Genomic DNA, 24,523 nt, shown 5'->3' with positions numbered 1-24,523 from the left:
TCAACCCGGGCGGCGGGGCGAGGCCCGCATGACAAAACGACCCTGCCCTTCGTGACCGAGGAAGACCCCATCCTCGACCACGAGCTTCCCCCGCAGGATCGTGGCCGTGGCAAATCCGGTCAGCTCCTGCCCACTATAAGGGTTGTAGCCAATGTCGCCGTAATCGCTGGCGGGCGTGATGGTGCGACGCGTCACCGGGTCGATCAGCACCAGGTCGGCATCATAGCCCGGGGCGATAACACCCTTCTTTTCAAAGCCGAAAATCTGCGCCGGGAGGGTCGAGAACAGCTCGACAAACCGCATCAGCGACAACCGGCCCTGATCGACGCCGCGGGTCCAGAGCACCGGCAGCCGGAATTCGATGCCGGTGGTGCCATTGGCGACAGTGGTGAAAGATGGCAGGCCTTTGCGCTTGGCCTCGGCGCTGTAGCTGACCTCATCCGAGGCCACGAGGCTGAGACCGCCCTGCGCAAGCCCCCGGAACAACGCATCCTGATTTGCCTGATCGCGCAGCGGCGGCGACAGGATGTAGTTATAGCCATCCTCGCGCTCCAGCGCCTCTTCGGTCAGCGCCAGATAATGCGTGCAGGTCTCGGCCGTGATCTTTACCCCTTCGGCCCTGGCGCGCATGACCAGATCAATCGCCTCGGCGGCGACCAGATGCAGGATATGAACGCCGCAGCCGGTCGCGCGGGAGAAGGTGATGGCCCGCGAAACGGCTTCGATCTCGACGATCTTCGGCCGGGTCAGCGCGTGATAGCGCGGATGTTCGTGGCCGGCCGCAACCGCCTCGGCCCGCAGCCGTTCGACAATATCGGCATTCTCCGCATGGAGGACGACCGAGAGGTCATTCTGCGCCGCCGCCTGCATCAGCGCATAAAGCGCGCCGTCAGTCAGCTTCAGCCCGTCTTCCTCGTAGACAGTATAGACCTTCAGCGTGGTGACGCCCGCCGCGCGCAGCGCGGGCAGTTCGGCAAGCGTCTGCGCATTCACATCGGTGACGATCACATGCAGCCCGTAATCCACCGTCACATTGGCATCGGCCTGACCCCGGCGATGGTTCAGCCCCTTCAGGATCGAGCCGCCGCGCCGTTGCAGCGCGAAATCGACAACTGCGGTGGTGCCGCCGCGCAAGGCCGCAATCCCGCCCGAGCCGAAATCATAGACCGAACGCACGCCCATGAATCCGACCATCAGATGCACATGCGGATCGACCCCGCCCGGGATAACGACCCGGCCGGTCGCATCGATCACCCTTGCATCCGGTGCAACAAGGCGTCCCTCCCCCTGCGGCAGCACAGCGCGAATGCTTTCGCCTTCGGTCAGCACATCGGCAAACTGCACGCCATTCGGGGTGACAACGCGGCCCCCGGTGATCAGGATCGACATCAGCAGCCCTCCAGCGCCTGGGAAAGATCGGCGATCAGGTCTTCCGGATCCTCGATCCCGACAGAGATCCGCACCAGGCTCTCACTGATCCCCATCGCAAGGCGCTGCGCCTGCGGCACCGAGTAATGCGAGGTATTGCCAGGCTGGGAAATCAGGCTTTCCACACCGCCAAGCGATGCCCCGATGCCAAAGAGCCGGGTGGCATCCACCACATGGCGGGCGGCATCCGCGCTCTGCGCCTCAAAGGACAATAGCGCGCCAAAGCCGGTCATCTGGCTCCGGGCGAGCGCGTGATCGGGATGGGAGGTGAGGCCAGGGTAATGCACCTTTGCCACTTTGGGATGCGCAGCGAGGAATTCAGCCACTTTCTGGCCGCCGGCATTATGGGCCGCCATGCGCAAAGCATAGGTGGTCATGCCGCGCAGCAAAAGCCATGCGGCATGTGGGTCGACAATGGCGCCTGAAGCCTGCTGATTGCTGCGCAGCCTTCGCGTCAGATCCCGGCTGCCGCAAACCGCCCCCAGCAAAAGATCACCATGCCCGTTGAGGTATTTCGAGGCGGAATGCACCACCAGCGCCGCCCCAAGGTGCAAAGGCCGCTGGTTCATCGGCCCGCCAAGGGTGCCATCCACCACTACAGGAATGCCGCGCTGCGCCGCCAGCTCCGAGATCGCCCGCAGATCAACCACCCTGAGCAGCGGATTGGTCGGGGTCTCGACATAGATCGCCTTCGTCCGCTCTGTCACCGCAGCCAGCACATCCGCCACCGCGCCCGAGGCCGCCCAGACCACATTGACGCCCTGGCGCGGCAGCACATCGCGGAAATAGCGGATGGTGCCGCCATAGATATCGGGCAGTGCCACCAGCTCGTCGCCGGCTTCCAGCAAAGGTGCCAGCGCCCCCGCAATCGCCGCCATGCCCGAGGCGTAAAGCACACAGGACTGCGCCCCTTCCAGCGCCGCAACCCGCTGTTCCGCCGTCAGAACAGTGGGGTTGCGCACCCGGGAATAGACATAGCCGCGCTTTTCGCCGCTGTTGATCGCCATCAGCTCGGCGGTGTCTTTCGCGACAAAGGTGCCAGTCTGATAGACCGGCGGCGAAACCGCCCCCATTGCCTCCGCCGGGTCGTGACCGGCGTGAACCGCGATCGTGGCCAGGCGAAGTGCGGGGGCTTTTGTCATTTGGTCAGCTCTTTCGCGATGATGATGCGCAGGATCTCGGACGTGCCGCCGCCGATTTCGGCCAGCTTCGAATCGCGGAAATGGCGCTGCATGTCGAATTCCATCAGATAGCCCCAGCCGCCCATCATCCGCATCCCGTTCAGCGCGGCGCGGACATACATCTCAGACGAGTAGAGATTGGCCATCGCGGATTCCTTGTTGTTCGGAATGCCGCGATCCACCAGGTTTGCAGAGCGATAGAGCAGCAGCCGCGCTGCCTCGATCTCCATATCCATATCGGCGAGCTTCGCCTTGGTCAGCTGGAAGCTGTTGATCTTCTGACCGAACTGCTTGCGCTCATCGGTATATTGCAGGATTTTCTCCAGCACCGACTGTGCGGCACCGACATTGACGCCGGTCAGACAGCAGCGCTCATAATCCAGCGTCTTCAGCGCATTCATCCAGCCGCCATTCACCTCGCCGATCACATTCTCTTTCGGGATGCGGCAGTCGGTCAGGAAGATCTCGTTCAGATCCATCGGCTTCAGGCCCAGCTTCTTCAGCCGCCGGATTTCCATGCCCTTGGTGCCGGTCGGCACCAGCAGCATGGTGATGCCTTTATGTTTCGGTGCCTCGGGGTCGGTCCGGGTCATCAGAAGGATGTAATCCGCCACCTGGGCGGCAGAGCAGAACATTTTCTGCCCGTTGATCACCCATTCCTCACCGTCCAGCTCGGCCCGTGTCACCAGCGAGGCCGCGTCAGACCCCGAGCCCGGCTCGGAGAGCGAGAGCGCAAAACGGATCTCGCCGCGCGCCAGTTTCGGCAGCAGCTCTTTCTTCTGTTCTTCGGTCGCGAAATGCGTCAGCGCATCGGTCGCGATGACCACGGTCGTATAGTAGAGATTGGCACCAGCCTCGAAATGGCGGGCGAATTCTTCCAGAAACACCACCAGATCGGTGCAGCTGCCGCCCATGCCGCCATATTCGACCGGGATCGGCAGCGAGAGCCAGCCCTCCGCCGCCAGCTTGTCGTAAAGCTCGGTCGGGAAGCGCTCGGCCTCGTCACATTCGCGCACATATTCAATCGGGCATTCACGCGTCAGGAAGCTGCGCAGATTGTCGCGCATCAGGCGCTGTTCTTCGCTAATCTCGAAATCCATCTTACTTCCCCGTCCAGCGTGGTGCGCGTTTTTCTGCAAAGGCCCGCGGACCTTCTTTGTAATCTTCCGAGGCCCGGATGCGGTCCCGTGCCGGCAGGCCAGAGTAAAGCTTTTCAAAAGCCTCACGGTCCGAAAGCCCCTCGACCTCCCGCGTCACCTCGAGCAGCGCGGCAACCGCCAGCGGCGCGGCCGAGACGATCTGCGCGGCCAAGGCGCGGGCCTCATCCATCAGCGCCTCAGAAGTGGTGATCCGGTTCACGAAACCGTATTTATGCCCCTCTGCCGCCGTCAGACGCCGCCCGGTCAGCAAGAGTTCAGAGGCGACATTCACCGGCAGCCGGCGATGTGCCCGCCACAGCCCGCCCGCCTCAGGGATGAAACCGCGTTGCAGTTCGGGCAGGCCAAACTCGGTCTTTTCCGTGCAAAGGACCAGTGTCGCGGAAAGCGCGAATTCAAACCCGCCACCGACCGCAAGCCCGTCAATCGCCGCGATCACCGGCTTGACCATGTCCTGGCGGTTCAGGCTCATGAACCCGTTCGGGCCGAAATCCTCGCCATCATCGCCCGCGGCGACCGCCTTCAGATCCCAGCCCGCCGAAAAAATCTTCCCCCCTGCCGCAGAAACTATCCCCACGCGCAGATCAGGGCTTTCATTCAACAGCGTCAGCGCCGCGTCGAAATCGCGGCTGGCCTGCTGGTCAAAGGCATTGGCGGGCGGGTGATCAAAGACGATCTCCAGCACCTGACCCCGGATTTCGGTTCTGATGCGGCTCATGCCGGGAACTCCCGCAGCACGTCTTTCGAGATGATGTCGCGATGGATCTCAGAGGTTCCCTCCCAGATCCGCTCGACGCGGACATCGCGCCACATCCGCTCAATCGGCCATTCTTTTGAGACGCCCATGCCGCCCAGCATCTGCAGCGCGTTATCGGTCACGCGCCCCGCCATTTCCGAGCCGTAGAGGTTGACGATCGAGGCCTCCCGCTGGGTGATCAGCCCATCTTCCATCCTCGCGGCGCCGTTCAGCACCAGAAGGCGGGTCGCCTCGATCTCCATCGCCATATCGGCCAGTTTGAACGAGGTGCCCTGGAACTGGCCGATGGTCTTGCCAAAAGCGCGGCGCGTATTGGCATATTGCGCGGCAATGCCCATGGCGCGCTCGGCAAGGCCCACCATATTGGCCGAGAGCATCACCCGGCCCGAAAAGATCCAGCTTTTCGCAATGGCAAATCCGCCGCCCTCTTCGCCAATGATATTGGCGGCCGGCACGCGGACATCCTCAAGCGCGATAGAGCAGGATTTGAAACCCCGGTTGCCGACCAGCTCCAGCGGGCTGACACTCACGCCAGGCAGGCATTTGTCGACGAGGAAGCAGGTGATCCGCTTTTGCGGCCCTTTCGGAGTGTCATCGACGCCGGTAACGGCGAAAAGGATGATGAAATCGGCCACCATCGCCATGGTGATGAAAATCTTTTCACCATTGATGATGTAATCATCGCCGTCGCGCACCGCCCTGGTTGCGATCTGGCGCGCGTCAGAACCCGCGCCTGGTTCGGTCAGGCCAAAGCATTCCCAGCGTTCGCCGCGGATCACCGGTTTCAGATAGGTCTCGATCTGATCACCGGTGCAGGCTTTCAGGATCGGCGCAGGGCGGTTGCAGATGATGTTAAGCGCCCTTGTGGTCCGCCCGAACTCAATCTCCGCCACCGCGCGCAGCCGCTGCCCAAGGCCGCCACCGCCCAGCTCTTCGGGCATGTTCAGCGCGTAATATCCGGCATCTATTGCCTTCTTTTTCAGCTCGCGGAACAGATCTTCCGGGACCTTATCGGCCTTTTCGATCAGATCCTCATGGGGCATCAGCTCTTTTTCGACAAAGGCACGCACACCCTGGGCCACCATACGCTGATCTTCGCTGTAGGCTGCATAGCTCATCATTGAAACCCGTGTTGCCGATCCGAATGATCGTTTCATTATTTGGCATGACGTTTTATTATTTCGTAAAACTTGTCAATATAGCAACGCCCGGAATGGCGAGCGCATTGTCGCCCGGCAGGCCGAACATCTGAAACGCTTATCCAGGCTGTTCATGGATGAGACGGCAGCCCCGGTGCCGGATCCGGAGCGCGGGACGTCAAAGACCGCACCCACTGACCCGGGGCGCCCGCAGCGCCAGGCACAACGCATCTCCGGTTTCCTGAAGGAACAGGGCCTCGGGCGCCTGATTAGGGAGATCGGAGAGGTCGGCCCATAGCCGCCACACGGCATCTCTTGGTGCTGCAATGCCGCATTTCCGAGTCGCATATGAAGATCAGGCTCGATGCACTTCCACTCAACAGCGAGCTGGCCCTGTTCGCATCGAAACTGGGCGATAATGACAGCATGATTGCCGATTGATCACGCGTCGCGGGGCCGGTTGAAGAGCCGGCCCTCAAGCCAGGTTCAGGCCTCGGCCTGATCCTGCCCCGCCCTGATGAGCAGGTCTGCACCGGAGCCGCTGCAGGGGAGTGACCAGGCTTTGGCCCGGCTCACCCCTGCAGCGACAACCTTTCCTTTTCCCCGGTCCTCCTGATATCCCATTGCCGGAACATACAGGGGCCGTGGTGCCGCGCCAGGGCAGCGTTCAATAGGCCCGGCGGTAAAGGGCCAGCGCGGCCTCCTCGTCCACCGTGACAGGATTATTCTGCAGCAAACGTGTCTGCAGCATCGCGTCCCTGGCGAGCATTGGCAGGCTGTCTTCCGGCACACCGACATCACGCAGGCGGCGCGGTGCGCCGGAGCGATCCATCATATCCTCCATAAAGTCGACAAAGGCAGCGGCACGGACCTGCACGCCCTCCCCGGTGGGATCTGTCACCACATCTGCCAGCTCGGCATAAAGGGGTGCGGCGGCGGTCATGTTGTAGCGCAGGACCGGGCCCAGCATCAGCGCATTGGTCAGGCCATGCGGAAGATGGAAATGGCCGCCCAGCGGATAGGCCAGGGCATGGACCGCACCTACGGGGCTGTTGGAAAACGCCTGACCCGCGAAATTCGCGCCGATCAGCATCCCCTCGCGCGCGGCGCGATCCTGGCCGTTCCGGCAGGCATTGACCAGATGAGCGGACAGAAGGCGCAGCGCTTCGCGCGCGAAAATGTCAGAGAGCAGGTTCTTCTTGTGACGGCTGGTATAGGCCTCGATCGCATGGACCATCGCGTCGATGCCGGTCGCGGCCGTCTGCACCGGCGGCAGGCCCGTGGTCAGGGCGGCATCAAGCAGCACCCGGTCCGCGTAAAGCTGTTGCGAGACGATGCCCATCTTGGTCGTCTCGCCGGTAGTAAGGATGGTGATATTGGTCACCTCCGACCCGGTCCCGGCGGTGGTGGGCACCTGCACCAGCGGCAGGCGCTGGCCGGTTACTTTCCCGATGCCGTAAAGCTCGGACAGGGGCTGTTCACTGACCAGCATAACCGCCACCAGCTTTGCGATATCCATCGAAGAGCCGCCGCCCAGCCCCATCACGATATCCGCGCCGGCAGCCCGTCCCTGCGCGACACAGGCCATCAGCACCGCCTCGGGCGGGTCGGCGACCACATCGTCGAACACCGAAACCGCGAAGCCATGCGCCAGAAGCGAGGCCTTCGCCGCATCAAGCAGCCCGCCATCATGCAGGAATTTATCCGTCACGATCAGCAGTTTGCGCGCCGGGAACCAGCCCGACAGCAATTCACCCATTCGGGCTGCACCGCCCCATTCCACCAGCGTCGAGCCGGGGGTATCAAATGAAAAGGCTTTGATCAGATCCGTCATCTTTCGTTCCTTCCCTTGAGGAAAGCGGAAGGGGGCACCTGGCCCCCGGGGGCTGGCAGCTCAGAACGCGCTGCAGAGATATTTCAGTTCGAGATAGTCCTCGATCCCGTATTTCGAGCCCTCGCGGCCAAGGCCGGATTGCTTGACCCCGCCAAAGGGCGCGACCTCGTTTGAGATCAGCCCGGTATTATGACCGACCATGCCATATTCAAGAGCTTCCGAGACGCGGATCACCCGGCCATGGTCACGGGTGAAGAAATAGGCGGCAAGGCCGAAGATGGTGTCATTGGCCATGGCGATGGCCTCCTCTTCGGTGTCGAAGACAAAGACCGGTGCCATCGGGCCGAACGTCTCTTCGCGGGCGACGGCCATGTCCGGCGTCACGCCGGTCAGCAGCGCGGGTTGCAGATAAAGCCCGCCGAGACGCTGGCCGCCGGTGACGAGTTCCGCGCCCTTTTCCACCGCGTCGCGGATATGGCTTTCGACCTTATCAATGGCTTTTGCCTCGATCATCGGGCCGACATCGGTGTCGGGCAGCATCCCATCGCCCACCTTCAGGCCTGCAATCCGTTCGGACAGCCGCGCGACAAAAGCATCATGGATCCCGCGCTGCACCAGGAGGCGGTTCGCACAGACGCAGGTCTGACCGGCATTGCGGAACTTCGAAAGCATCGCCCCTTCCACCGCCGCGTCCAGATCGGCGTCGTCAAACACGATGAACGGGGCATTGCCGCCCAGTTCCAGGCTCAGCTTCTTGATGGTCGGCGCGCATTGCGCCATCAAAAGCCGGCCCACCTCGGTCGAGCCGGTGAAGGAAAGTTTGCGCACCACATCGCTGTCGGTCAGCACTTTGCCGATTTTCGTGGCCGAACCGGTGACGATCTGGAACACGCCCGCAGGCACCCCGGCGCGCTGCGCCAGCTCACCAAGCGCCAGCGCCGAAAGCGGCGTCAGATCGGCAGGGCGCAGGATCATCGCGCAGCCCGCCGCCAGGGCGGGGGCCGCCTTGCGGGTGATCATCGCCGCCGGGAAGTTCCAGGGCGTGATGGCCGCCGTCACACCAATGGGCTGGCGCAGCACGGTGATGCGCTGATTTGCCTTCGGCGCCGGGATCGTATCGCCATAGACCCGCTTCGCCTCTTCGGCGAACCATTCGACAAAACTGGCGGCATAGGCGATCTCGCCTTTGGCTTCGGCCAGTGGCTTGCCCTGTTCGGCGGTCATGATACGGCCCAGATCGTCCTGGTGCTGCAACATAAGCTCAAACCAGCGGCGCAGGATCCTGCTGCGATCTGCGGCGGGGCGTGCCGCCCAGGCCTTTTGCGCCACCTCAGCTGCGGCGATCACGGCCGGAATCCCGGCGGGATCCATCTGCGGCACCTGACCTACCTCGCTGCCATCAGCAGGGTTGGTCACCACAGTCATCGCGGCAGAGGCCGCACCGACCCATTCACCATTGATCAGACAGGCGGATTTCAACAGGCCGGGGTCTTGCAGAACTGGCATTTTTCGTCCTTTGGGCAAACAGAGGGGGCAGCAACGGGCCGCCATTGGCACGTTGCGAAAGAGGTCAGGATCGCGTGGGAAACTAACTGAAGTCAGTCAGGCGGATCGTGCGGCGGCCCCTGGCCGGATGTCTCTGCCATGATCCCGGCAATCACACGCTCTGCCGCAGCTTCGATAGAGATGCGGCCATCCATCGCGGCCTTTTGCAGATAGCGGTGGGTCTGGCCCATTTCGATATTGCGGACCCTGCAAAGCAGGGTCTTGGCGATATCGACAACGGAAAGCGCGGCCTGGCGCTGTTCGGCGGCCGCGATCCGTTCCAGGTTCTTCCGGCGACGTTTCCAGATGTCCCGGCTGATCATCAGATTGGTCAGGAGACCAAAGGGTTTCACCGGACGTTCAATCACCGCAGCCGCGCGCAATTCCAGCACCAGTTGCAGAGTCGAGGGATCCTCATAGCCGACAAGAACAATGATCGGCGGGCTCAGTTCGGTCAGACTGGTGATCAGAACCCGGACATCGGCGCGCGCATCGGAATCGACAGTGACGATTGCCACATCGATATCCTCAGGCAGCCTCGCAGGGATCGGCCAGTCAAGACGCGGCAGGCAGCCAATACGGATCAGGTGGGTCATCAGCCCCTCAGCCTCGCGCCCGGGCGGCAGCAGCACCAGAACCCTGGTGCCTTTCAGATCGCTGATCTTTGGCTGGCCGCTGGGCTTAGGCATGGCTGATCAGATCACCCCCAAAGCTGTGCTCGACCATATAGGGTTCGGGCTTTACCGGCGCTGCGGCGTCTTCGATCACTTCAAAGGCATTCCGGGCATTAACCCTGCCAATCCTGGGCCAGAGCCAGCAGTGATGGGTTGCAGCGTCAATGCGAACCTCGCCTTCGGGTGCAGAAAAACGCACATCTGCCAGCCGGGCCAGCACCGCATCCAGCGCAGGCAGTTCCGCCTGCCGTGCCGCCTGTGCAAAGAGGTGAACCTGGAAATACGCGGCTTCCGCCCCGGAGGTCAGCGCAATATCCCCGCCAAAACGGGCCTCCATCCCGGCGCGGAAGGCCTGGCTTTCCGGGTTTTGCAAAGTGGAAAACCAGGGCGCCGCGGCAAGGAAGCCTTCGGACAGCTCTGCATCCATCTGCGCCAGATCTGCCTCGTTGGTCGCGAGGCTGGCGATCACCGCCCCCTCTGCCCGGCTGCGGGTGCCGGCAAAAGCCCGGTGAAGCCGGATCGTGTCGCTGCCGACCACGGTCGAATAGATCACATCGGGGCGCAGCGCCTCGATCTTTGCGATCACATCCGCCAGGTCGTCATCCGAGGCGCCGAAGGGCAGGTAAACCTCACCCACCACCTGCCCCTCCGCCTGTTCGAACAGGTCGCGCATGATGCGGTTGGATTCATGGGCAAAGACGTAGTTATTGCCGATGAAGAAGACCCGCCTGCCATGATGGCGCAGCAGATGCCGCGCCAGTGGGACCGAGTTCTGGTTCGGCGCGGCCCCGGTATAAATGCAGTTCTGAGAGAATTCGAACCCCTCATAAAGCGTAGGGTAGAACAGCAGCGCCTCGCGGCTTTCAACGACAGGCAGCACGGCCTTGCGTGAATGCGACATATGGGTGCCGAACAGCACCCGTACGCCATGCTCATCGGCCAGCTTTTCCGCCGCGAGACGGTAATCATCCGGGTGCGGCCCGACGGGCAGCCGGCAGGCCTCCAGCGGAAGGCCGTTGATGCCGCCCGCCGCATTCACCTCGTCTATCGCCAGCAAGGTGGCGCAGGCCTGACTGTGTTCGACTGCCGAAGTCTGGCTCGTCTCTGAGAAGAGCAGTCCGACCGGCCAGCTTTCCCGCCGCGTATTGAGAAGCTGCATCACAGCGTCTTCCAGTCAAAACCCGCTTCATAGGCCGCAGCCGCGCGGTAGAGCAGGGCCTCGGCATGATCGCGTCCGACCAGCATCATCCCCACCGGGAGGCCTTCGGCCCGACCGCAGGGCAGACTGATCGCGGGCAGGCCCGTGGCATTGAAGGGCGCGGTATTTGCGTTCATCTCCAGCGCGCGTCCGACCCATTCCGCCGGACCGCATCCCGGTTCGGGCAGTTTCGGGGCCTTGAGGGGAACGGTCGGCATCAGGAGCATATCGTAATCCGCAAGCACCGCCAGATAAGCCGCCTTGAGACGGCGGACCAGGTTCTGTGCCTTGCCATAGGTCTGCCCATGATACTGACCCCGGAAGTAATGCGCCGCAAGCAGAACCGATTTCACATCATCGGGAAAATCCGCCGCATGATCGCGCCAGTCGCTTTGCGCCCGCATCAGGCTGGTGACGTAAAGCCCCTTCCAGTTGGAACCGTAATTCAGCCCTTCCATCTGGGCAACGGTGCCTTCCGTGGCAATCGGTGTCCAGATCGCATGGCCCTTGCGGTGCAGCGGAATTGAGATTTCGTCGACAGTGGCACCCAGCGTGGCAAGGCGTTCTGCCCCCGCCCGGACCGTCGCGTCGATATCGGGTTCGGAATTCGGCCAGCCAAAGCCCTCGGGGATAACTGCGATACGCAGGCCTTTGGCGCCCGCCGCAAGCCCTTCGCTGTAATCCGTGGCGGCCGGCAGTGCCTGCTGGCGCGGGTCAAGCCCGTCCGCCCCGGCAATCGCGGTCAGAACCCGCGCATTGGTCGCGACATCTCCCGACATCACGCCCGCATGGTCCAGCGTCATCTCGACAGGCATCACCCCGGTATAGGGCACCAGCCCATGCGTCGGTTTCATGCCGACAAAACCGGCATAGGCCGCCGGGATCCGCACGGATCCGCCCTGATCGGTACCAATGGCGGCATCGACCAGACCCGCAGCCACCAGCGCCGAACAGCCCGAGGAAGACCCGCCCGCCGAGCGCGTCTCGTCATGCGGATTGCGCACCGGGCCCTGCGCGCCGGTATGGCTGCTGCCCGAGACGCAGAAATATTCGCATTGCGCCTTGCCCTCGATCACCGCGCCGGCATCCAGCAGCCGGGTGACCAGCGTGGCGTCCACATCAGGCACATAGCCGCGCAGGCTGGACGCACCGTTCATCATCGGCACGCCCGCCAGCATGACATTGTCTTTCAGCGCCATGCGCAGCCCCGAAAGCGGGCCGCCGGGCCGCCCCTCAATCCGGGTTTTCACATACCAGGCGTTATAGGGGTTGTCTTCGGGGGCGGGGTAATGGCCGGGGGTGCGCGGATAGCGTACCTCGGGCAGTTCCGGGGTCAGCGCATCGACGATGGCGTAATCTTCGGCCACGGCCTCCATCAGGGTGGTGAAGGTCGTCAGCTCGTCTTCGCTCAGCCCGAGGCCCAGATCCTGATCTGCGGCCAGCATATCGTCGAAATTGGGTTTGCGGATGGTCACGTCTCAGCCCTCGATCCCGATAAATGCCTTGGCTTCCTCTTCCGATCCGGCGGCTTTCGGGTCGATGGTCTTCGACACGCTGCCCTTGTCGACCGCCAGAACGCGGTCACAGATCGACCAGAGGAAATCGATGTCCTGTTCGACCAGAATGATCGACAGGTCCTTTTCCTTGCGCAGACGGATCAGCACATCGATGATCTCGTCGCAGATATTGGGCTGGATGCCCTCGGTCGGCTCATCCAACAGGATCAGATCCGGCTCGCCGCAAAGGCAGCGGCCAAGCGCCAGAAGCTGCTGCTCGCCGCCCGAAAGCATGCCCGCAGGGCGTTCGAGCAACGGCACGAGGCGTGGCAGGAGGTCCAGCACCTCGGCGATCCTCTCGCGGGCGGCGCTGAATTTCTTCACACAGCCCATGCGCAGGTTTTCCTCGACGCTGAGCAGCTTGAAAAGCTGTTTGCCCTGCGGCACATAGCCGATCCCGGCGCGGGCGCGGGCCTGCACCGGCCTGGCCGTCAGCACCTGACCATCCTTGCGGATCTCGCCCGACCAGTTCGGCAATTCGCCCATGATGGCGCGCAAAAGCGTCGTCTTGCCCATGCCGTTGCGGCCGAGAAGCCCGATGCATTCACCGCGACCAAGCGTCAGATCGACTCCGCGCAGCACCGGCACGCGGCCATAGCCCGATTTCAGCCCGGCTACCTCAAGCATCGGCATTCTCCTTGCGGCCAAGATAGGCGGCCCGCACCTGCGGATCCTTTGAGATCTCGGTGAAACTGCCCTCGGCGATCACGGCGCCGCGCTCGAATACGGTGACGCGCTCGCCGATCAGGCGGATGAAATCCATGTCATGTTCGACCACGATCACCGCGCTGTGCTGCGTGATGTCGCGGATGATTTCGACGGTCTTCAGACTCTCGCTATGGGTCATGCCAGCCGCCGGTTCATCAAGCAGCGCGACCGCCGGTTTCATCGCCAGCATCTGGCCGAGTTCGACCCACTGGCGCTGACCATGGGCCAGTTCGGCACAGGCGCGGTGGCGCAGATCGCCAAGGCCGATATGGTCCAGCACATCGCTGACCACTGGCGCAACAGCGCGGCCGCGCAAACGCCGGCGCGCCGCCATATCGATGTTTTCCTGAACGCTCAGCCCCTCGAACAGGCTGGGCACCTGGGTCTTGATGCCGATCCCCAGCCGCGCGATCTGCCAGGGCTTCAGCCCCACCAGCGGCTTGCCCCGGAATGTCACTGCGCCACGCGTCGGCGCATATTGGCCCGAAAGCAGCCGGAAGAAGGTGGTCTTGCCCGCGCCATTCGGGCCGATCAGGCAGCGCAGCTCGCCCTGGCGCAGTTCAAAATCAACCGCCCTGACTGCATCTACACCACCAAAGCTGATGCCAAGGCCCCGGGCCTGAAGGATGATCTCGCCGCTCATGCGTTCTGCTCCGCTTCAGCTTTGGGTTTGCGGCGCAAAAGCCCTGTGATCATCGGCACGATCCCCTGCGGCACCACGAGGACAAAGAAGGCGAGCACCAGCCCGAGCACCAGATTGACCTGCACCACCTGCTGCGTGCCCAGCTTCATCGTCGCCCATTGCAGCGCGATACAGCCCAGAATCGGCCCGATCAGCGTGCCGCGCCCGCCCACGATCACCCAGATGATGATCTGTGCCGATTGCACCAGGCTGAAGATCGTCGGGCTGACAAAGGCACCCCAATTGGCGAAAAGACAGCCGCCAAGCCCCGCCAGCGCCCCGCCCAGCGTAAAGGTGATCAGCTTCGATTGCGCCACATTATAGCCCAGCAGTTCGGCCCGGACCTCGTTTTCACGCACGGCGATGGCGGTCTTGCCAGGGGTCGTCTTCAGGTAAAGCGTGATGGCGACGATGGAGGCGACGATCACGATCACCGTCAGGCGGAAGATCTCTGCCGGATCAAGCGGCATCCCCCCCGGCCAGGCCAGCGTCGGAATGCCGGTCATCCCGTTGAAGCCTCCGAGCAGCGCCGATCCGATGCGGTATTGCGGCCCGGAGGTGGAGTTGATCAGGTTGAACAGGATCAGCGTCACCGCCAGTGTGATGACCCCGATATAGATGTCATTGATGCGGCCATAGAACATGAAATAGCCAAGCACCGCCGCGAAAGCCGCGGGCACCGCAACCGCGATGGCCAGCGCAGCTATGCCCGGGCCGAAATTAATCGCCCCCACAGCCCAGGCATAGGCGCCCAGGCCGAAAAAGGCGGCCTGGCCGAGGCACATGATCCCGCCTTTTCCCCAGACAAAGGCGAGGCTCAGTGCCAACACCGCCATGATGAGATAGGCGGTGAATTCGTAGATGGTGAACAGCTCCAGCCAGCCCGGGGCCAGAAGCCCCAGCACCAGAGCAACGAAAAGCAACGCGGGTTGCAGGATGCGGGACATCAGATCGACCTCTTGAAGAAGCGGCCGGTGATGCCCTGCGGCAGAATGCGGATCAGCACGATCGCGGTCAGCAAAAGCGTAACCTCGCCGATCACCGGGGTATAGATATAGGTGAAGATCTGCCCGACCGACCCAAAGAGGACCGAGGCGGAGAGGTTGCCGGCGATCACCGCCGCGCCGCCGGAAATCACCGTGATGAAGGCCTTAGCGATATAAGAAGCGCCAATCGTCGGGATCACCCCGGTCAGCGGCGCAAGGGCCGCACCGCCAAGACCTGCAAGGGCTGCGCCCAGCCCGAAGGTCAGCGCATAGATCCGGCGCGGTTTACCACCAAGGGCCGCAACCATATCGGCATTTTGCGTGGTTGCCCGCGCCTGCAGCCCGAAGGTCGTCAGTTTGAACAGACAGAACAGCCCGGCGAACACCGCCAGCGCCAGCATGATCAGAAAGATCACATAGCCGCTGACGGAGTATTCGCCGATGCTGACGCTTGGAAGCGGCGTCGGAATCCCCGTGGTCGTATTGCCAACCAGCATGGTCATGCCACCGATCAGCGCAAGGCTGATGCCCCAGGTTGCCAGCATGGTATCGATCATCCGCCCGTAAAGGTGGCGGATGACCAGCCATTCCAGCGCCAGACCGACAAGCCCTACCACAAGGGGCGCAAGGATCAGCGCGCTGACCCAGAAGTTCAGACCGGCATGGTTGGTGCCATAGATTGCCACATAGCCGCCGAGCATGAGAAACTCGCCATGGGCCATGTTGATGACTTTCATCATCCCGAAAACCACTGCCAGACCGATGCTGATCAGCACCAGAATGGCAATGGACCCCAGGATTTCGATCACGAGGACGGACGCGAAATCCATGCTTTTTCCTTAGAAATCGATGACGTATTGCTGGTTGTCATCCGGGTTTGCGACCAGATCACAGACCAGCGCGGTATCAGCCGGGGGCTGCTGCTCGAAGGTCTCGACCGGGATCAGACCGCCGTTTTCGACCCGCGCGATATGCACATCCATTGTGGTGTGATGGGTTTTCGGATCGATGGTGACGCGACCGCTGGGCGCATCCAGCGAGATGCCGGTTTCCAGCGCCTCGATCACCGGCAGACGGTCGATGGTGCCGGCCTTTTCAACGCCGGCCGCCCAAAGACGGAAGCCCTGATAGGCGCCCATGCCCAGTTCGGTGATATAGGGGTAATCCGCGCCGAATTTCGCGTGGAAATCAGCCACGAACTGCTGGTTCCGCGGATTGTCCAGCTCTTGCAGATAGTTCTGGCAGACCATGATGCCATCGGATTCCTCGGGCGTCAGGATCACATGTTCATTGCCGCCCGCGAAGGTGGTCGAGGACATCGGGATCTTGCCCAGCATCCCCGCGGCCTTCCACTGACGATAGAAAGAGATATGCGCGCCGCCGACAAGCGCCGACCAGACATAGTCCGGCTTTGCCGCCTGGATCTTCGAGATCGAGGTCTTGAAATCGGTCACATCCATCGGGAAGAACTCGACACCCAGCACCTCGCCGCCGTGATCTGCGGTGTATTTCTTGACCCAATCGGCAATGATCTGGCCATAGTTGTAATCGGCCGCGACGATATAAACCTTGCCGCCGTTGTTCTTGACCGAATAATCGACCAGCTTTTCAACGGTCTGGCCCGGGGTCACGCCGGTTGCGAACATATTGCGGTCGCAGACGCCGCCCTCATACTGGTTCGCGTAAAAGTAAAGCGTGTTGAACTGACGCATGATCGGGCGCACGACTTCGCGCGAGGCCGAGGTGATCCCGGCAAAGACCACCGCCGGCTTGTCCGACAGCGCCGCCTGACGGGCGAATTGTGCGTAAAGCTGCATATTGGTCTGCGGGTCATAAACGTTGAGCTTCACCTCACGCCCAAGCAGCCCACCTTTCGCGTTCTGCTCATCCACGGCAAATCGCAGCGCGTCGACGATGGGCTGGCCATAGGACTCAAGCCCCCCCGACTGGTCGTAAAGGGCGGATACTGTGATCGGCCCCTCCTGCGCAAAGGCACGGGCCGAGGTGAAGCTGAGGGCAGTTGCAGCGCCAAAGGCACCCAACGCCTGACGGCGGTTCATGGACATGGAAGCTCCGATGTTGGGGGGAAGGGCCGGCAACGGGCCAGGTGTTGCGCAAGCAACAGACAGCAACGCAAATGGTGCCTAACGCCCTGATCAATGTGGTACTTTTGATTTTGAAGCCAGATTTACGGACCCGGTTGTCCTGATCCTGGCTCAATTGAACGCTGCGACGCAGTTGTCGCGGCAGAAACAGGATTCTGCCTTGTTCGCCGCGCATCCTAGTTATCTTGCTGTCAGCTGTAAAGATACCGACAGAAAATTTCCTCAGCCAGGCTCAGGGCCCTTTGATGAGCAACCTGTTCTTACTGACTGACGCGCGAATGGGGCGGTTTTCGCCGTTCTTTCTCAAAAGCCATGGCAAGCCGCGCGTCGATGATCGTCGTGTTCTAAGTGACATAATCTTTGTGAATCGCAATGGTTTGCGGTGGCGGGGTACCCCGAGGAAGTATGGCCCCACGAAGATTCTCTACACCGCTGGCAGCGGTGGAGTATCACGGGCAAAGCGTCACTGGTTCGAGCGCACCTGTGATGCGCCGGGTTTTTGCCCGGATGATGTAAGGGCTTGCTTCCGGGGCAGGCGTTCCGAAGACGGTGATGATCGATGTGAGCAGGCGAACGCCATGCGTTCGGGTGAGCCTGCACAAGTGTCTCAAGGCGCACCGCACGGCTTCGAATCTGCGGTCAAAAAAGGGGACCCGAAGCCGATCCGGACAGGCAGGCCGTAGTCCCGCAAGATCGCGATGAGCCGCATGCAGTCATCAGCGCCGTTGGCGATCGTCAGGCGCCGGCGGCGCGTTTGCCAGGGACAGCGATCATCGCCTCATGCCGATGTCTGGAAATGTCGATACCTGCCAGAACGTGAGCCTCCAAAGTATGCTCAACCTTGGCTATGGCCGGTCTCCTCTGTGATATGGTTCGCAAAACCACCTCAGAGACCTGAGACCCGGTTATGGCCGCCTCGTTCGCGCAATTTGGGACGCTGCCCAGGCGGCCATAACCATCACCCAAGCGTCATTCCCGACATGCTGCGGCATTCAGGTCGTAGAGCAGCCCCGGAACCGGAATACCATCTCCTCCCGGCCGATGCGCTTTGACACGATCTGCGAAGCCAATGGCATCTAGCACCATCTGACAAGGCCCAAGCATTTCTGGACCAACGGCCAGGTCGAACGGATGAGCCGCACCATCAGGAACACCACCGCTAGACGCGTTCATTGCGACAGCCCGCCTCGATCGTGGCCAGAACCGCGATGGGACCGAAGGCATTGGGCAGGAGCCGTATCAGCACCAGACGCCACTGAGCGGTGCCACAGAAGGCGCTGGCCTCGACCCATTCGGCGGCGCGCAGCCGCAGGATTTCACCTCGCATCACCCGCGCGAAAGAGGCGACGCTGCCGATGCCCACTGCAATCGCCAGATTAACCGTGCCGAACCCCAGTACTGCGATGATCGCCAGCGCGATCATCAGCGTCGGTACCGACAGCAGCACATCGACCAGCCGCATGATCGCATCATCGGCCAGACCGCCATACCAGCCAGCCACCAGCCCGAGGGTCGAGCCGAGCAGCAGCCCGACCAGCACCGCAATGATCACCGCCTTGACGGTTTCCTGCGCGCCAAAGACGACACGGGCAAAGAGATCACGGCCGAAATTATCTGTGCCAAACAAATGGTCGCAGACAGGGGGCAACAGGCGGTCGAGTTCGCCGAACAGCGGGTCATTAACCGTGATCCGGCCGGGGACGAAGGCCGCCAGCAGCAGAAGGGCGGCAATCGCCCAGGACAGCTGCAGGAAGGGCCTGGTCAGCGCCCGGCGCGCCAGTCCGGTGGCCTCGGCCAGCCCGGGCCGTGCCATGGAGGCGAGGCTGTCTTGCGAGGTGAAATCGTGATGGGTCATCTTATGCCTCTTGCCCGCGCCGCCGCCCCGAAGCCGCCAGATTGCCACGCTTCTTATTGGCAAAGAAGCCGATGCTCAGGGCATTCACCGTATCTGTTTAGACCGTGAAACCTTCGCGATTGAATGACGGCACATCCTTGGTCGCGGTCTGGAAGATCAGATCCACCTGACCCGAGCGCAAGGCACCGCTGCGCACCGTGCCTTCGGGAATGACCGTCCATTCGATTGTCTCGACATGGGCCTTGCCGCCATGGTCCAGGCCTTTGGGAGCCCAGTTGTAACCCTCGCGGCGCTTGAAAGTGACGGTGCTGTTGAAGTTGACCGCACCATCCTGGACGAAGGGGCCGGAGCCTATGATCCCATCGACGCAGCGCTGTTCGGCAGTTTTCTGCAGCGTCTGCGGGGCCACGATACCAGGTATGCCGCTCGAGCTGCGGAACAGGAAATCGGCGCGCGGGTGGTCGAAGGTGATCACCACTGTTCTTGCATCGGGGGCCACCGCGCTGACAAAGCCTTCGATGGCGGCAGCCCCCGCGACCGAAGCCTTCTGCTTCGACAGCCAGATGAAATTGTCGGCCACCGCCTGCGCGGTCAGCTTCTCTTCGTTGCTGAATGTGACATCGTCACGCAGGGTGAAGGTGAAGACCTGCGCCGCCTCATCCACCGTCCAGGCGGTGGCAAGCCAGGGCTCTGGCGCACCGCCACTGGCCACCGAGGCAAAGGTCAGCGTGTCGATCAGCTGCCGCCCCGGCCCGAGCCCGAAGCCATAGATGTCTTGCTGCGGATCGACGCATTCGGGCAGGAGTGCAATCGCTGCGCGCAAGGTGCCGCCTGCCTGAGGTGTTTCCGCATGCAGCAGCGCGGGTGATACGGGGGCCGTAGCCGCCACAAAGGCAAGCACGGCCGACCCGCCGGAACGGCGGGGAGAGATGGAGATCATGTCGGAATCCTGGTCCTGAACGGACATCCTCGCCCTCAGAGCGCGCCCAGATCGGGGGCACATTGCCGCCCTCACGGAAGCCGTTGCGCTGGCTGTGGTTGCAATGCGTTTCGCGCACTGCCCTGTCGGCATGGGTGCGGATGTTGTTCAGCTTCACCGGCCGGTCGGCAAAGGCGGCGGCGAAATCGCCGCGCCCGAGGCCAATGCTGGACCCTGCAGGCACCGGGCAGACGGTGTACCAGATATCGACCTGGTGCGTGGATTGCTGGTCTTATGGCATGACATGCTCCTGCCCGTGACGCGCAAAAGTCGATGCGTAAAAGGTGGTAAACTTATATCTATAATCTTTGTAGATTTATAAGATGATATGGAAGGGAACCTGCATCCAAATTCAAAACCCTGCAGAGCGGTTTCTTCGCTATTCCCGCCCGTCACCGATATACCAAACGCAATGAACGCAGGAGATATCGGAACCGGGAGGTACGTTTCAGCCTGAACGGCAGAAGGGGCCCGGAGCACAGCGCAGCCCTGAGTCTTTCGCTGTGCGGACAGGTAAAAGCTGGACCATATACGCCGGGCAGCCGCCGTTCAGTGGCCTCCTGCGCGCCATGCCCCGGCAAAGCTGCGGGTTGTGCGATACGGTCCGCCTGCTGCCGGATAAACTGGATCGAGGAGGCCTTGAGCGCCGTCGTGCCACGGAGCGCCCCGATCGGATGCCCCCGCCACATCGCGCGGCCTGCCGGGACCGGGCAGCGCCGTGCGCCGACTGCGCGTCAGTTCCTCGGTGACACTGCTCAGGCTGTTCAGCCGGGGCGATTCAATCGGGCCGGGATCGACCGCATTGCTGCGCACTCCCTGCGGCCCGTAGCGACGGCCAAGCCCCTGCACCAGCAGGTCGAGCGCGGCATTGACGCTGGCACCGGGGAAATGGTTGGGCGGCGGCTCGATCCCGCCACGGCCACTGATCAGCAGGCCCCAGACTGCTGCGCAAGGAGCGCGGGTAAGGTCTTCGAGCAAGGTGGCGCCCTGTCCGGGAAGGTTATGGCGCGAAACCTCCTCAGCCCGCCCGCCAGAATGGATGTCCGAGGCGGTCACGACAGACCCTTGCGTTCAGATCAGCCGTGGGCCGCCTGCCCCTCGCGCGTGATCGTGAGGCCGAAGCCTAGTCGCATGGGCGCTGCGGTGCTGCATATCCGCAGCCCTGTATCCTGCCCCGGACCAATCCCTGCAATCAGGTGATCGCGCAGGGCATCGGAGGGTGTCCACGAAGAGACAGCGAAAATGGCATCTTGCAATCCGGAACATGGGAAGGTTGGTTCCGGCGGAGGCTAGGCCCAAAACACAGATTTATCTATTTTGTATATAGACATTAATTGAAAAGATTATTCCCATCGCCCCTGACGCCGAGGGATTGCGCTTATCAAACAATGCGGATCCCCCCGCCTGTGGCGCAAAACGTTCAGCGGGCGCACTGGACGGCAGTTTGGCACGATCCGCGTATCGCGGGCCCGGTCCTGGAACCCATCATAGTCCGGCCAGGGCAGGCGACGCGGCGCACAGCGAGACCTGCGCAGCTTAAGCCAAACATTTGAAAGGTAAGGCCGCGTCAACCGGCAATCAAAACGCTCGCGGCTCAGGCCCGCCACTGTCTTCCGGATATAAATAAATTATTATATTTCAATATGATCACTGTTATGCCCGCACAGAAGCCACAAGCGGCTATGAAGGGTGGGTTACAGGACAGCTTCACTGCAGTTGAATGGCGGCAGGTGAAAGAAATTCGGCGGATTATTTCATAAAATATGCAATAATCCGCCGCTATCTGTTGTTTGTAAATATATCCAATAATATTACATTATCGGACTTATATACATTTCCCATGAAACCCTGAAGAACAACGGCATAGCAAAGCCCCGACCGGAGCTGTTCCAGCGGATTTGCGCTTTCAGGCTGACCGGCTGCCCCAGAACCGCCGGGCCGTGAGGGTCTTCTCCCGGCTTTGGATGTGGCTGCGCGTGATCCGGACAATCCACTCCGGTAACGTTATTGCGCCGGATCATTGTAGGATTCGCATTCCACCTCAGGCCGCGACAAGAATCGTCCGGGGGTTTTCCGGAACACGCCCTGGGTAGAAAACGGCCTGCCTTGCGTTACCGGGCCTGCGGGGCTCACTCAGGGAGCGAGAGGTCAGAACAGAGCCCCCGCCCCCATCCTGTTCATAACTAAATATTTTAAAAACAACACGTTGAGTAAATTTACTCAACGGCCACCTGAGGAAGAAAGCAAAATCTGGTAGGATTGGTCACGATCAACGCAAAATGCCCGTGAACGATTTTTCTTGAGAACTGAGGACCGCGCAGGCATACGTGTAACGACAAAAGTAAGAAATGATCGCAAACTGCGTTTCTGAGGCAGGATAAAGCACCGGCTTCACCGAGTAACGCAAACCTGCGACAGATGACGAGCGGACCATGACCCTACCTGTTCTTCACGACAAACTGAAGGCAGATGCCCACCGCCTTTCCGAGGCCCTGGAGCGTATGTCGAAGCTGTTCCTTGCGCCAAAAGAGGAAAAGGCCCTCCGCAGCTTTACCTCTTCAGAGGTCGCAGAGCTTTTGCGGGTCAGCGATGGCTATCTGCGCAAGGCCCATTTCGACGGCAAGATCCCCGAGGTCGAGCAGGGTCTGAGCGGGAAGCGCCAGTATACGGCCGCCTCGATCATCGATATCCGCCGCATTCTGGCCCAGACCGCCAAAGACCCGTTTCAGTTCCTGCCCGGTCGCCGCCAGGGCGACAAGCTGCAGATCTGGTCCACCGTGAACTTCAAGGGCGGGTCATCGAAAACCACGACGACCGTCACCCTTGCCATGCGGCTTGCGCTCCGTGGCTATCGGGTGCTGGTGGTGGATGCCGATCCACAGGCCTCGCTGACCACATTCTTCGGCTATCAGCCGGAAATCGACTTCCGCCAGGGCGGCACGCTTTATGATGCGATCCGCTACAATGATGGCGATACAACGCGCGCGTCTATCACCACTGTCTTGCGAAGCACTTATTTCCCGGGGCTGGATCTGGTTCCGGCCGGGATCCTGCTTTCCGAATTCGAAACAGAGACGCCAACGGCGCTCAGCCGGGGCGAGCAGCCTGTCTTCTTCAACCGTATCCGGGATGCTCTGCGCCAAGTCGAAGATGATTACGACATCGTTCTGATCGACTGCCCGCCGCAGCTCGGCTACCTGACAATGTCGGCGGTTTGCGCCTCCACCTCTCTCCTGATGACGATCACCCCCGAGCGGGTGGACCTGGCTTCGGCCAGCCAGTTCCTTATGATGGCCTCCGGTGTCATGGAGGTGCTGCACACCAACGGCGCCGCCGGCGCCTTTGACAATTTCGCCTATCTGCTTACCCGGTTCGACACTTCGATCAGCACCCAACAGGATCTTGCGGAGTGGATACGCGAACTCCTCGGGACAAGCGTGATACCGACCCCCTTCGTAAAGTCATCGGCCGTCAGCGAGGCGGGATTGTCGCAGCGCACTATCTTTGAGGTCGATCTGTCTTCGGTCAAAAACCGTAAGACCTTCGAACGGGCGCTGGATTCTGCGACCGGGTTTTCCAACGATATCGAGAAACTCATTCAGGCGGCCTGGGGCCGGGAGGTGTCCGATGCGAAATAACATCCTGGCTCAAAGCCTCCGGAAAAGCCTTGAAGGCAGCGATAAGGCATCAGAGGTCGCTGCGCCCTCCCCTGCCCCCAATGCAGACGGCCCGAAATCCCTGAAATCGATGGCGGATGTGCTGTCGAGTGTTTCCGCACAGGCCCCCCAGGATGTCGATCCCGCAGAGATCGCCAATTCCGAAATCGCAGACCGGTTCGACGTACAGGACGGGCTGAGCGATCTGGTTGAGTCAATTCGCTCCTCAGGCCAGCAACTTCCGGTCATGCTGCGCCATCGCCGGGGCGCGGGACCCAGATACGAAGTGGTCTATGGCCGGCGCAGGATTGCCGCCTGCCGTGCCCTCGGGATCAGGGTCACAGCCTATATCAGAGAGATGAGCCTCGATGAGGCCCTCATGTCCCAGGCGCTTGAAAACTCCGCAAGGCTCGAACGAAGCTTCATTGAACAGGCTGTTTTCGCCGCCAAGCTGGAGGAGGCAGGGTTCACTGCCGAGCGCATATGCCAGGCGCTTGCCATCGATTCCAGCACCCTCAGCCGGTTGCGGACCGTCGTACGCGACATCCCTGATCAGCTCATTCAGCGCATCGGAGCGGCCCAGGGCATCGGGCGCCGTCCCTGGATGGAACTGCGCGACCTGATCAAGGGCGCCAGCGACAAGGTCGTCAAAAAAGCGGTCAGCATCGTCCCGGAAAGCGGATCAGCGGCAGAACGGCTGGAAGCGGTCATCAGCGCCCTGTCTTCGGGCACAATCAATGACGAGCCCAAAGCCCAGCGGTCCCGCCCGGTGTCACAGCGGACCGTCATTGCGGGTTCTGTCAGCTGCCATCTTGCGACCGGAAATCTGGTTCTGCGCGCCGATCGAAAGCAGGATCGCGCCTTCCTCCGTTATGTAGAGGAGCAACTGGCCCAGCTTTATTCTGATTGGTCCAGCGCGCAGGCGGAAACAAATAACCCATTGATTTATAAAGATTGACCATGGTCAATCGATGAAATCACCCCCTCAGGCAAACCACGAGAAAAGGAGCAGACTTCAGGCAAAAAGAAACCCCCCGAAAGCGGTGAGCTAACGAAGGGTCCCTGTAACTTCAGCACTTACTA

Annotated in this window: 20 protein-coding genes and 1 pseudogene; 3 read left to right on the top strand and 18 right to left on the bottom strand. The window is 61.6% G+C overall.

From position 1 onward, the window contains the following. From hydA to M3484_RS13105, 15 genes are all read right to left on the bottom strand, one after another. A complete protein-coding gene (gene hydA, locus M3484_RS13175) occupies positions 1-1,389 on the bottom strand; it encodes a dihydropyrimidinase (protein ID WP_249497225.1) in 1,389 nt (462 codons plus the stop codon). Beyond that, on the bottom strand, positions 1,389-2,570 hold the full coding sequence (locus M3484_RS13170) for a trans-sulfuration enzyme family protein (protein ID WP_249497224.1): 1,182 nt from the start codon (positions 2,568-2,570) through the stop codon (positions 1,389-1,391). The genes hydA and M3484_RS13170 overlap by 1 nt, the downstream gene beginning before the upstream one ends. Further along, entirely contained in the window at positions 2,567-3,709 is a 1,143-nt protein-coding gene (locus tag M3484_RS13165; protein WP_092904710.1) for an acyl-CoA dehydrogenase family protein, read from the bottom strand. Before M3484_RS13165 ends, M3484_RS13170 begins: the two co-directional genes overlap by 4 nt. Before the next feature lies 1 nt (position 3,710). Beyond that, on the bottom strand, positions 3,711-4,484 hold the full coding sequence (locus tag M3484_RS13160; protein WP_249497223.1) for an enoyl-CoA hydratase-related protein: 774 nt from the start codon (positions 4,482-4,484) through the stop codon (positions 3,711-3,713). Then, complete coding sequence (locus M3484_RS13155; protein ID WP_092904822.1) at positions 4,481-5,641, bottom strand: acyl-CoA dehydrogenase family protein; 1,161 nt, start codon at positions 5,639-5,641, stop codon at positions 4,481-4,483. Before M3484_RS13155 ends, M3484_RS13160 begins: the two co-directional genes overlap by 4 nt. A gap of 688 nt (positions 5,642-6,329) precedes the next feature. Then, positions 6,330-7,484 carry an iron-containing alcohol dehydrogenase gene (locus M3484_RS13150; RefSeq protein ID WP_502942464.1) on the bottom strand — a complete coding sequence of 385 codons (1,155 nt, stop codon included), beginning with the start codon at positions 7,482-7,484 and terminating at the stop codon, positions 6,330-6,332. 72 nt (positions 7,485-7,556) lie between these two features. Then, entirely contained in the window at positions 7,557-9,002 is a 1,446-nt protein-coding gene (locus M3484_RS13145; protein WP_283258427.1) for an NAD-dependent succinate-semialdehyde dehydrogenase, read from the bottom strand. 92 nt (positions 9,003-9,094) lie between these two features. Then, positions 9,095-9,730, bottom strand: a complete 636-nt coding sequence (locus tag M3484_RS13140; RefSeq protein ID WP_249497221.1) for an ANTAR domain-containing response regulator — start codon at positions 9,728-9,730, stop codon at positions 9,095-9,097. Further along, positions 9,723-10,874, bottom strand: coding sequence for a transporter substrate-binding domain-containing protein (locus tag M3484_RS13135; RefSeq protein WP_249497220.1), 1,152 nt, complete (start codon positions 10,872-10,874; stop codon positions 9,723-9,725). The genes M3484_RS13140 and M3484_RS13135 overlap by 8 nt, the downstream gene beginning before the upstream one ends. After that, the gene (locus M3484_RS13130; protein WP_349306276.1) at positions 10,874-12,388 is read right to left on the bottom strand and encodes an amidase; all 1,515 of its coding nucleotides are present in this window, start codon (positions 12,386-12,388) and stop codon (positions 10,874-10,876) included. The genes M3484_RS13135 and M3484_RS13130 overlap by 1 nt, the downstream gene beginning before the upstream one ends. A 3-nt stretch (positions 12,389-12,391) precedes the next feature. Next, on the bottom strand, positions 12,392-13,096 hold the full coding sequence (locus M3484_RS13125; RefSeq protein ID WP_249497219.1) for an ABC transporter ATP-binding protein: 705 nt from the start codon (positions 13,094-13,096) through the stop codon (positions 12,392-12,394). After that, entirely contained in the window at positions 13,089-13,820 is a 732-nt protein-coding gene (locus M3484_RS13120; RefSeq protein ID WP_092904727.1) for an ATP-binding cassette domain-containing protein, read from the bottom strand. Before M3484_RS13120 ends, M3484_RS13125 begins: the two co-directional genes overlap by 8 nt. Then, a complete protein-coding gene (locus M3484_RS13115; protein WP_249497218.1) occupies positions 13,817-14,806 on the bottom strand; it encodes an ABC transporter permease subunit in 990 nt (329 codons plus the stop codon). The genes M3484_RS13120 and M3484_RS13115 overlap by 4 nt, the downstream gene beginning before the upstream one ends. Further along, positions 14,806-15,675, bottom strand: a complete 870-nt coding sequence (locus M3484_RS13110; protein ID WP_249497217.1) for a branched-chain amino acid ABC transporter permease — start codon at positions 15,673-15,675, stop codon at positions 14,806-14,808. Before M3484_RS13110 ends, M3484_RS13115 begins: the two co-directional genes overlap by 1 nt. Before the next feature lie 9 nt (positions 15,676-15,684). Further along, positions 15,685-16,911, bottom strand: a complete 1,227-nt coding sequence (locus tag M3484_RS13105) for an urea ABC transporter substrate-binding protein (RefSeq protein ID WP_249497216.1) — start codon at positions 16,909-16,911, stop codon at positions 15,685-15,687. A 284-nt stretch (positions 16,912-17,195) separates the two neighbouring features. Between M3484_RS13105 and M3484_RS13100 the strand changes: the two are divergent. After that, a pseudogene (locus M3484_RS13100) lies at positions 17,196-17,613 on the top strand (transposase); the annotation flags it as partial. Between the two features lie 496 nt (positions 17,614-18,109). On the opposite strand, the gene M3484_RS23665 reads toward M3484_RS13100, so the two are convergent. The 3 genes from M3484_RS23665 to M3484_RS13080 all read right to left on the bottom strand — a co-directional run bounded on the left by M3484_RS23665 (position 18,110) and on the right by M3484_RS13080 (position 20,840). After that, positions 18,110-18,763 (bottom strand): ABC transporter permease, encoded by a 654-nt coding sequence (locus M3484_RS23665; protein WP_283258431.1) that lies wholly within the window; start codon positions 18,761-18,763, stop codon positions 18,110-18,112. 139 nt (positions 18,764-18,902) lie between these two features. After that, a complete protein-coding gene (locus M3484_RS13085) occupies positions 18,903-19,745 on the bottom strand; it encodes an ABC transporter substrate-binding protein (RefSeq protein WP_249497215.1) in 843 nt (280 codons plus the stop codon). Positions 19,746-20,333: 588 nt separating this feature from the next. After that, positions 20,334-20,840 (bottom strand): SDR family oxidoreductase, encoded by a 507-nt coding sequence (locus M3484_RS13080; RefSeq protein ID WP_249497214.1) that lies wholly within the window; start codon positions 20,838-20,840, stop codon positions 20,334-20,336. A gap of 1,376 nt (positions 20,841-22,216) precedes the next feature. Here M3484_RS13080 and repA point away from each other — a divergent pair. Further along, the gene (gene repA, locus M3484_RS13075; protein ID WP_249497213.1) at positions 22,217-23,422 is read left to right on the top strand and encodes a plasmid partitioning protein RepA; all 1,206 of its coding nucleotides are present in this window, start codon (positions 22,217-22,219) and stop codon (positions 23,420-23,422) included. Positions 23,423-23,531: 109 nt separating this feature from the next. Further along, positions 23,532-24,398: a plasmid partitioning protein RepB gene (gene repB, locus M3484_RS13070; RefSeq protein WP_249497212.1), complete on the top strand. Its 867-nt coding sequence runs from the start codon at positions 23,532-23,534 to the stop codon at positions 24,396-24,398. The last annotated feature ends 125 nt before the right edge of the window (positions 24,399-24,523 follow it).

The organism is Pseudomonas sp. GX19020, from assembly GCF_023371075.1.
In the GTDB taxonomy this organism is placed as follows: domain Bacteria; phylum Pseudomonadota; class Alphaproteobacteria; order Rhodobacterales; family Rhodobacteraceae; genus Pseudogemmobacter.
Note: the sequence above shows the minus strand (reverse complement) of the source record. Positions and strands in the feature narration are given on the sequence as shown.

Bases quoted from the DNA above. Each gene is read 5' to 3' on its own strand.
- M3484_RS13120 (WP_092904727.1), bottom strand. From the start codon at position 13,820: ATGAGCGGCGAGATCATCCTTCAGGCCCGGGGCCTTGGCATCAGCTTT.
- hydA (WP_249497225.1), bottom strand. From the start codon at position 1,389: ATGTCGATCCTGATCACCGGGGGCCGCGTTGTCACCCCGAATGGCGTG.
- M3484_RS13170 (WP_249497224.1), bottom strand. From the start codon at position 2,570: ATGACAAAAGCCCCCGCACTTCGCCTGGCCACGATCGCGGTTCACGCC.
- M3484_RS13105 (WP_249497216.1), bottom strand. From the start codon at position 16,911: ATGTCCATGAACCGCCGTCAGGCGTTGGGTGCCTTTGGCGCTGCAACT.
- M3484_RS13145 (WP_283258427.1), bottom strand. From the start codon at position 9,002: ATGCCAGTTCTGCAAGACCCCGGCCTGTTGAAATCCGCCTGTCTGATC.
- M3484_RS13140 (WP_249497221.1), bottom strand. From the start codon at position 9,730: ATGCCTAAGCCCAGCGGCCAGCCAAAGATCAGCGATCTGAAAGGCACC.
- M3484_RS13125 (WP_249497219.1), bottom strand. From the start codon at position 13,096: ATGCTTGAGGTAGCCGGGCTGAAATCGGGCTATGGCCGCGTGCCGGTG.
- M3484_RS13085 (WP_249497215.1), bottom strand. From the start codon at position 19,745: ATGATCTCCATCTCTCCCCGCCGTTCCGGCGGGTCGGCCGTGCTTGCC.
- M3484_RS13160 (WP_249497223.1), bottom strand. From the start codon at position 4,484: ATGAGCCGCATCAGAACCGAAATCCGGGGTCAGGTGCTGGAGATCGTC.
- M3484_RS13165 (WP_092904710.1), bottom strand. From the start codon at position 3,709: ATGGATTTCGAGATTAGCGAAGAACAGCGCCTGATGCGCGACAATCTG.
- repB (WP_249497212.1), top strand. From the start codon at position 23,532: ATGGCGGATGTGCTGTCGAGTGTTTCCGCACAGGCCCCCCAGGATGTC.
- M3484_RS13135 (WP_249497220.1), bottom strand. From the start codon at position 10,874: ATGCAGCTTCTCAATACGCGGCGGGAAAGCTGGCCGGTCGGACTGCTC.
- M3484_RS23665 (WP_283258431.1), bottom strand. From the start codon at position 18,763: ATGGCACGGCCCGGGCTGGCCGAGGCCACCGGACTGGCGCGCCGGGCG.
- M3484_RS13110 (WP_249497217.1), bottom strand. From the start codon at position 15,675: ATGGATTTCGCGTCCGTCCTCGTGATCGAAATCCTGGGGTCCATTGCC.
- M3484_RS13115 (WP_249497218.1), bottom strand. From the start codon at position 14,806: ATGTCCCGCATCCTGCAACCCGCGTTGCTTTTCGTTGCTCTGGTGCTG.
- repA (WP_249497213.1), top strand. From the start codon at position 22,217: ATGACCCTACCTGTTCTTCACGACAAACTGAAGGCAGATGCCCACCGC.
- M3484_RS13155 (WP_092904822.1), bottom strand. From the start codon at position 5,641: ATGAGCTATGCAGCCTACAGCGAAGATCAGCGTATGGTGGCCCAGGGT.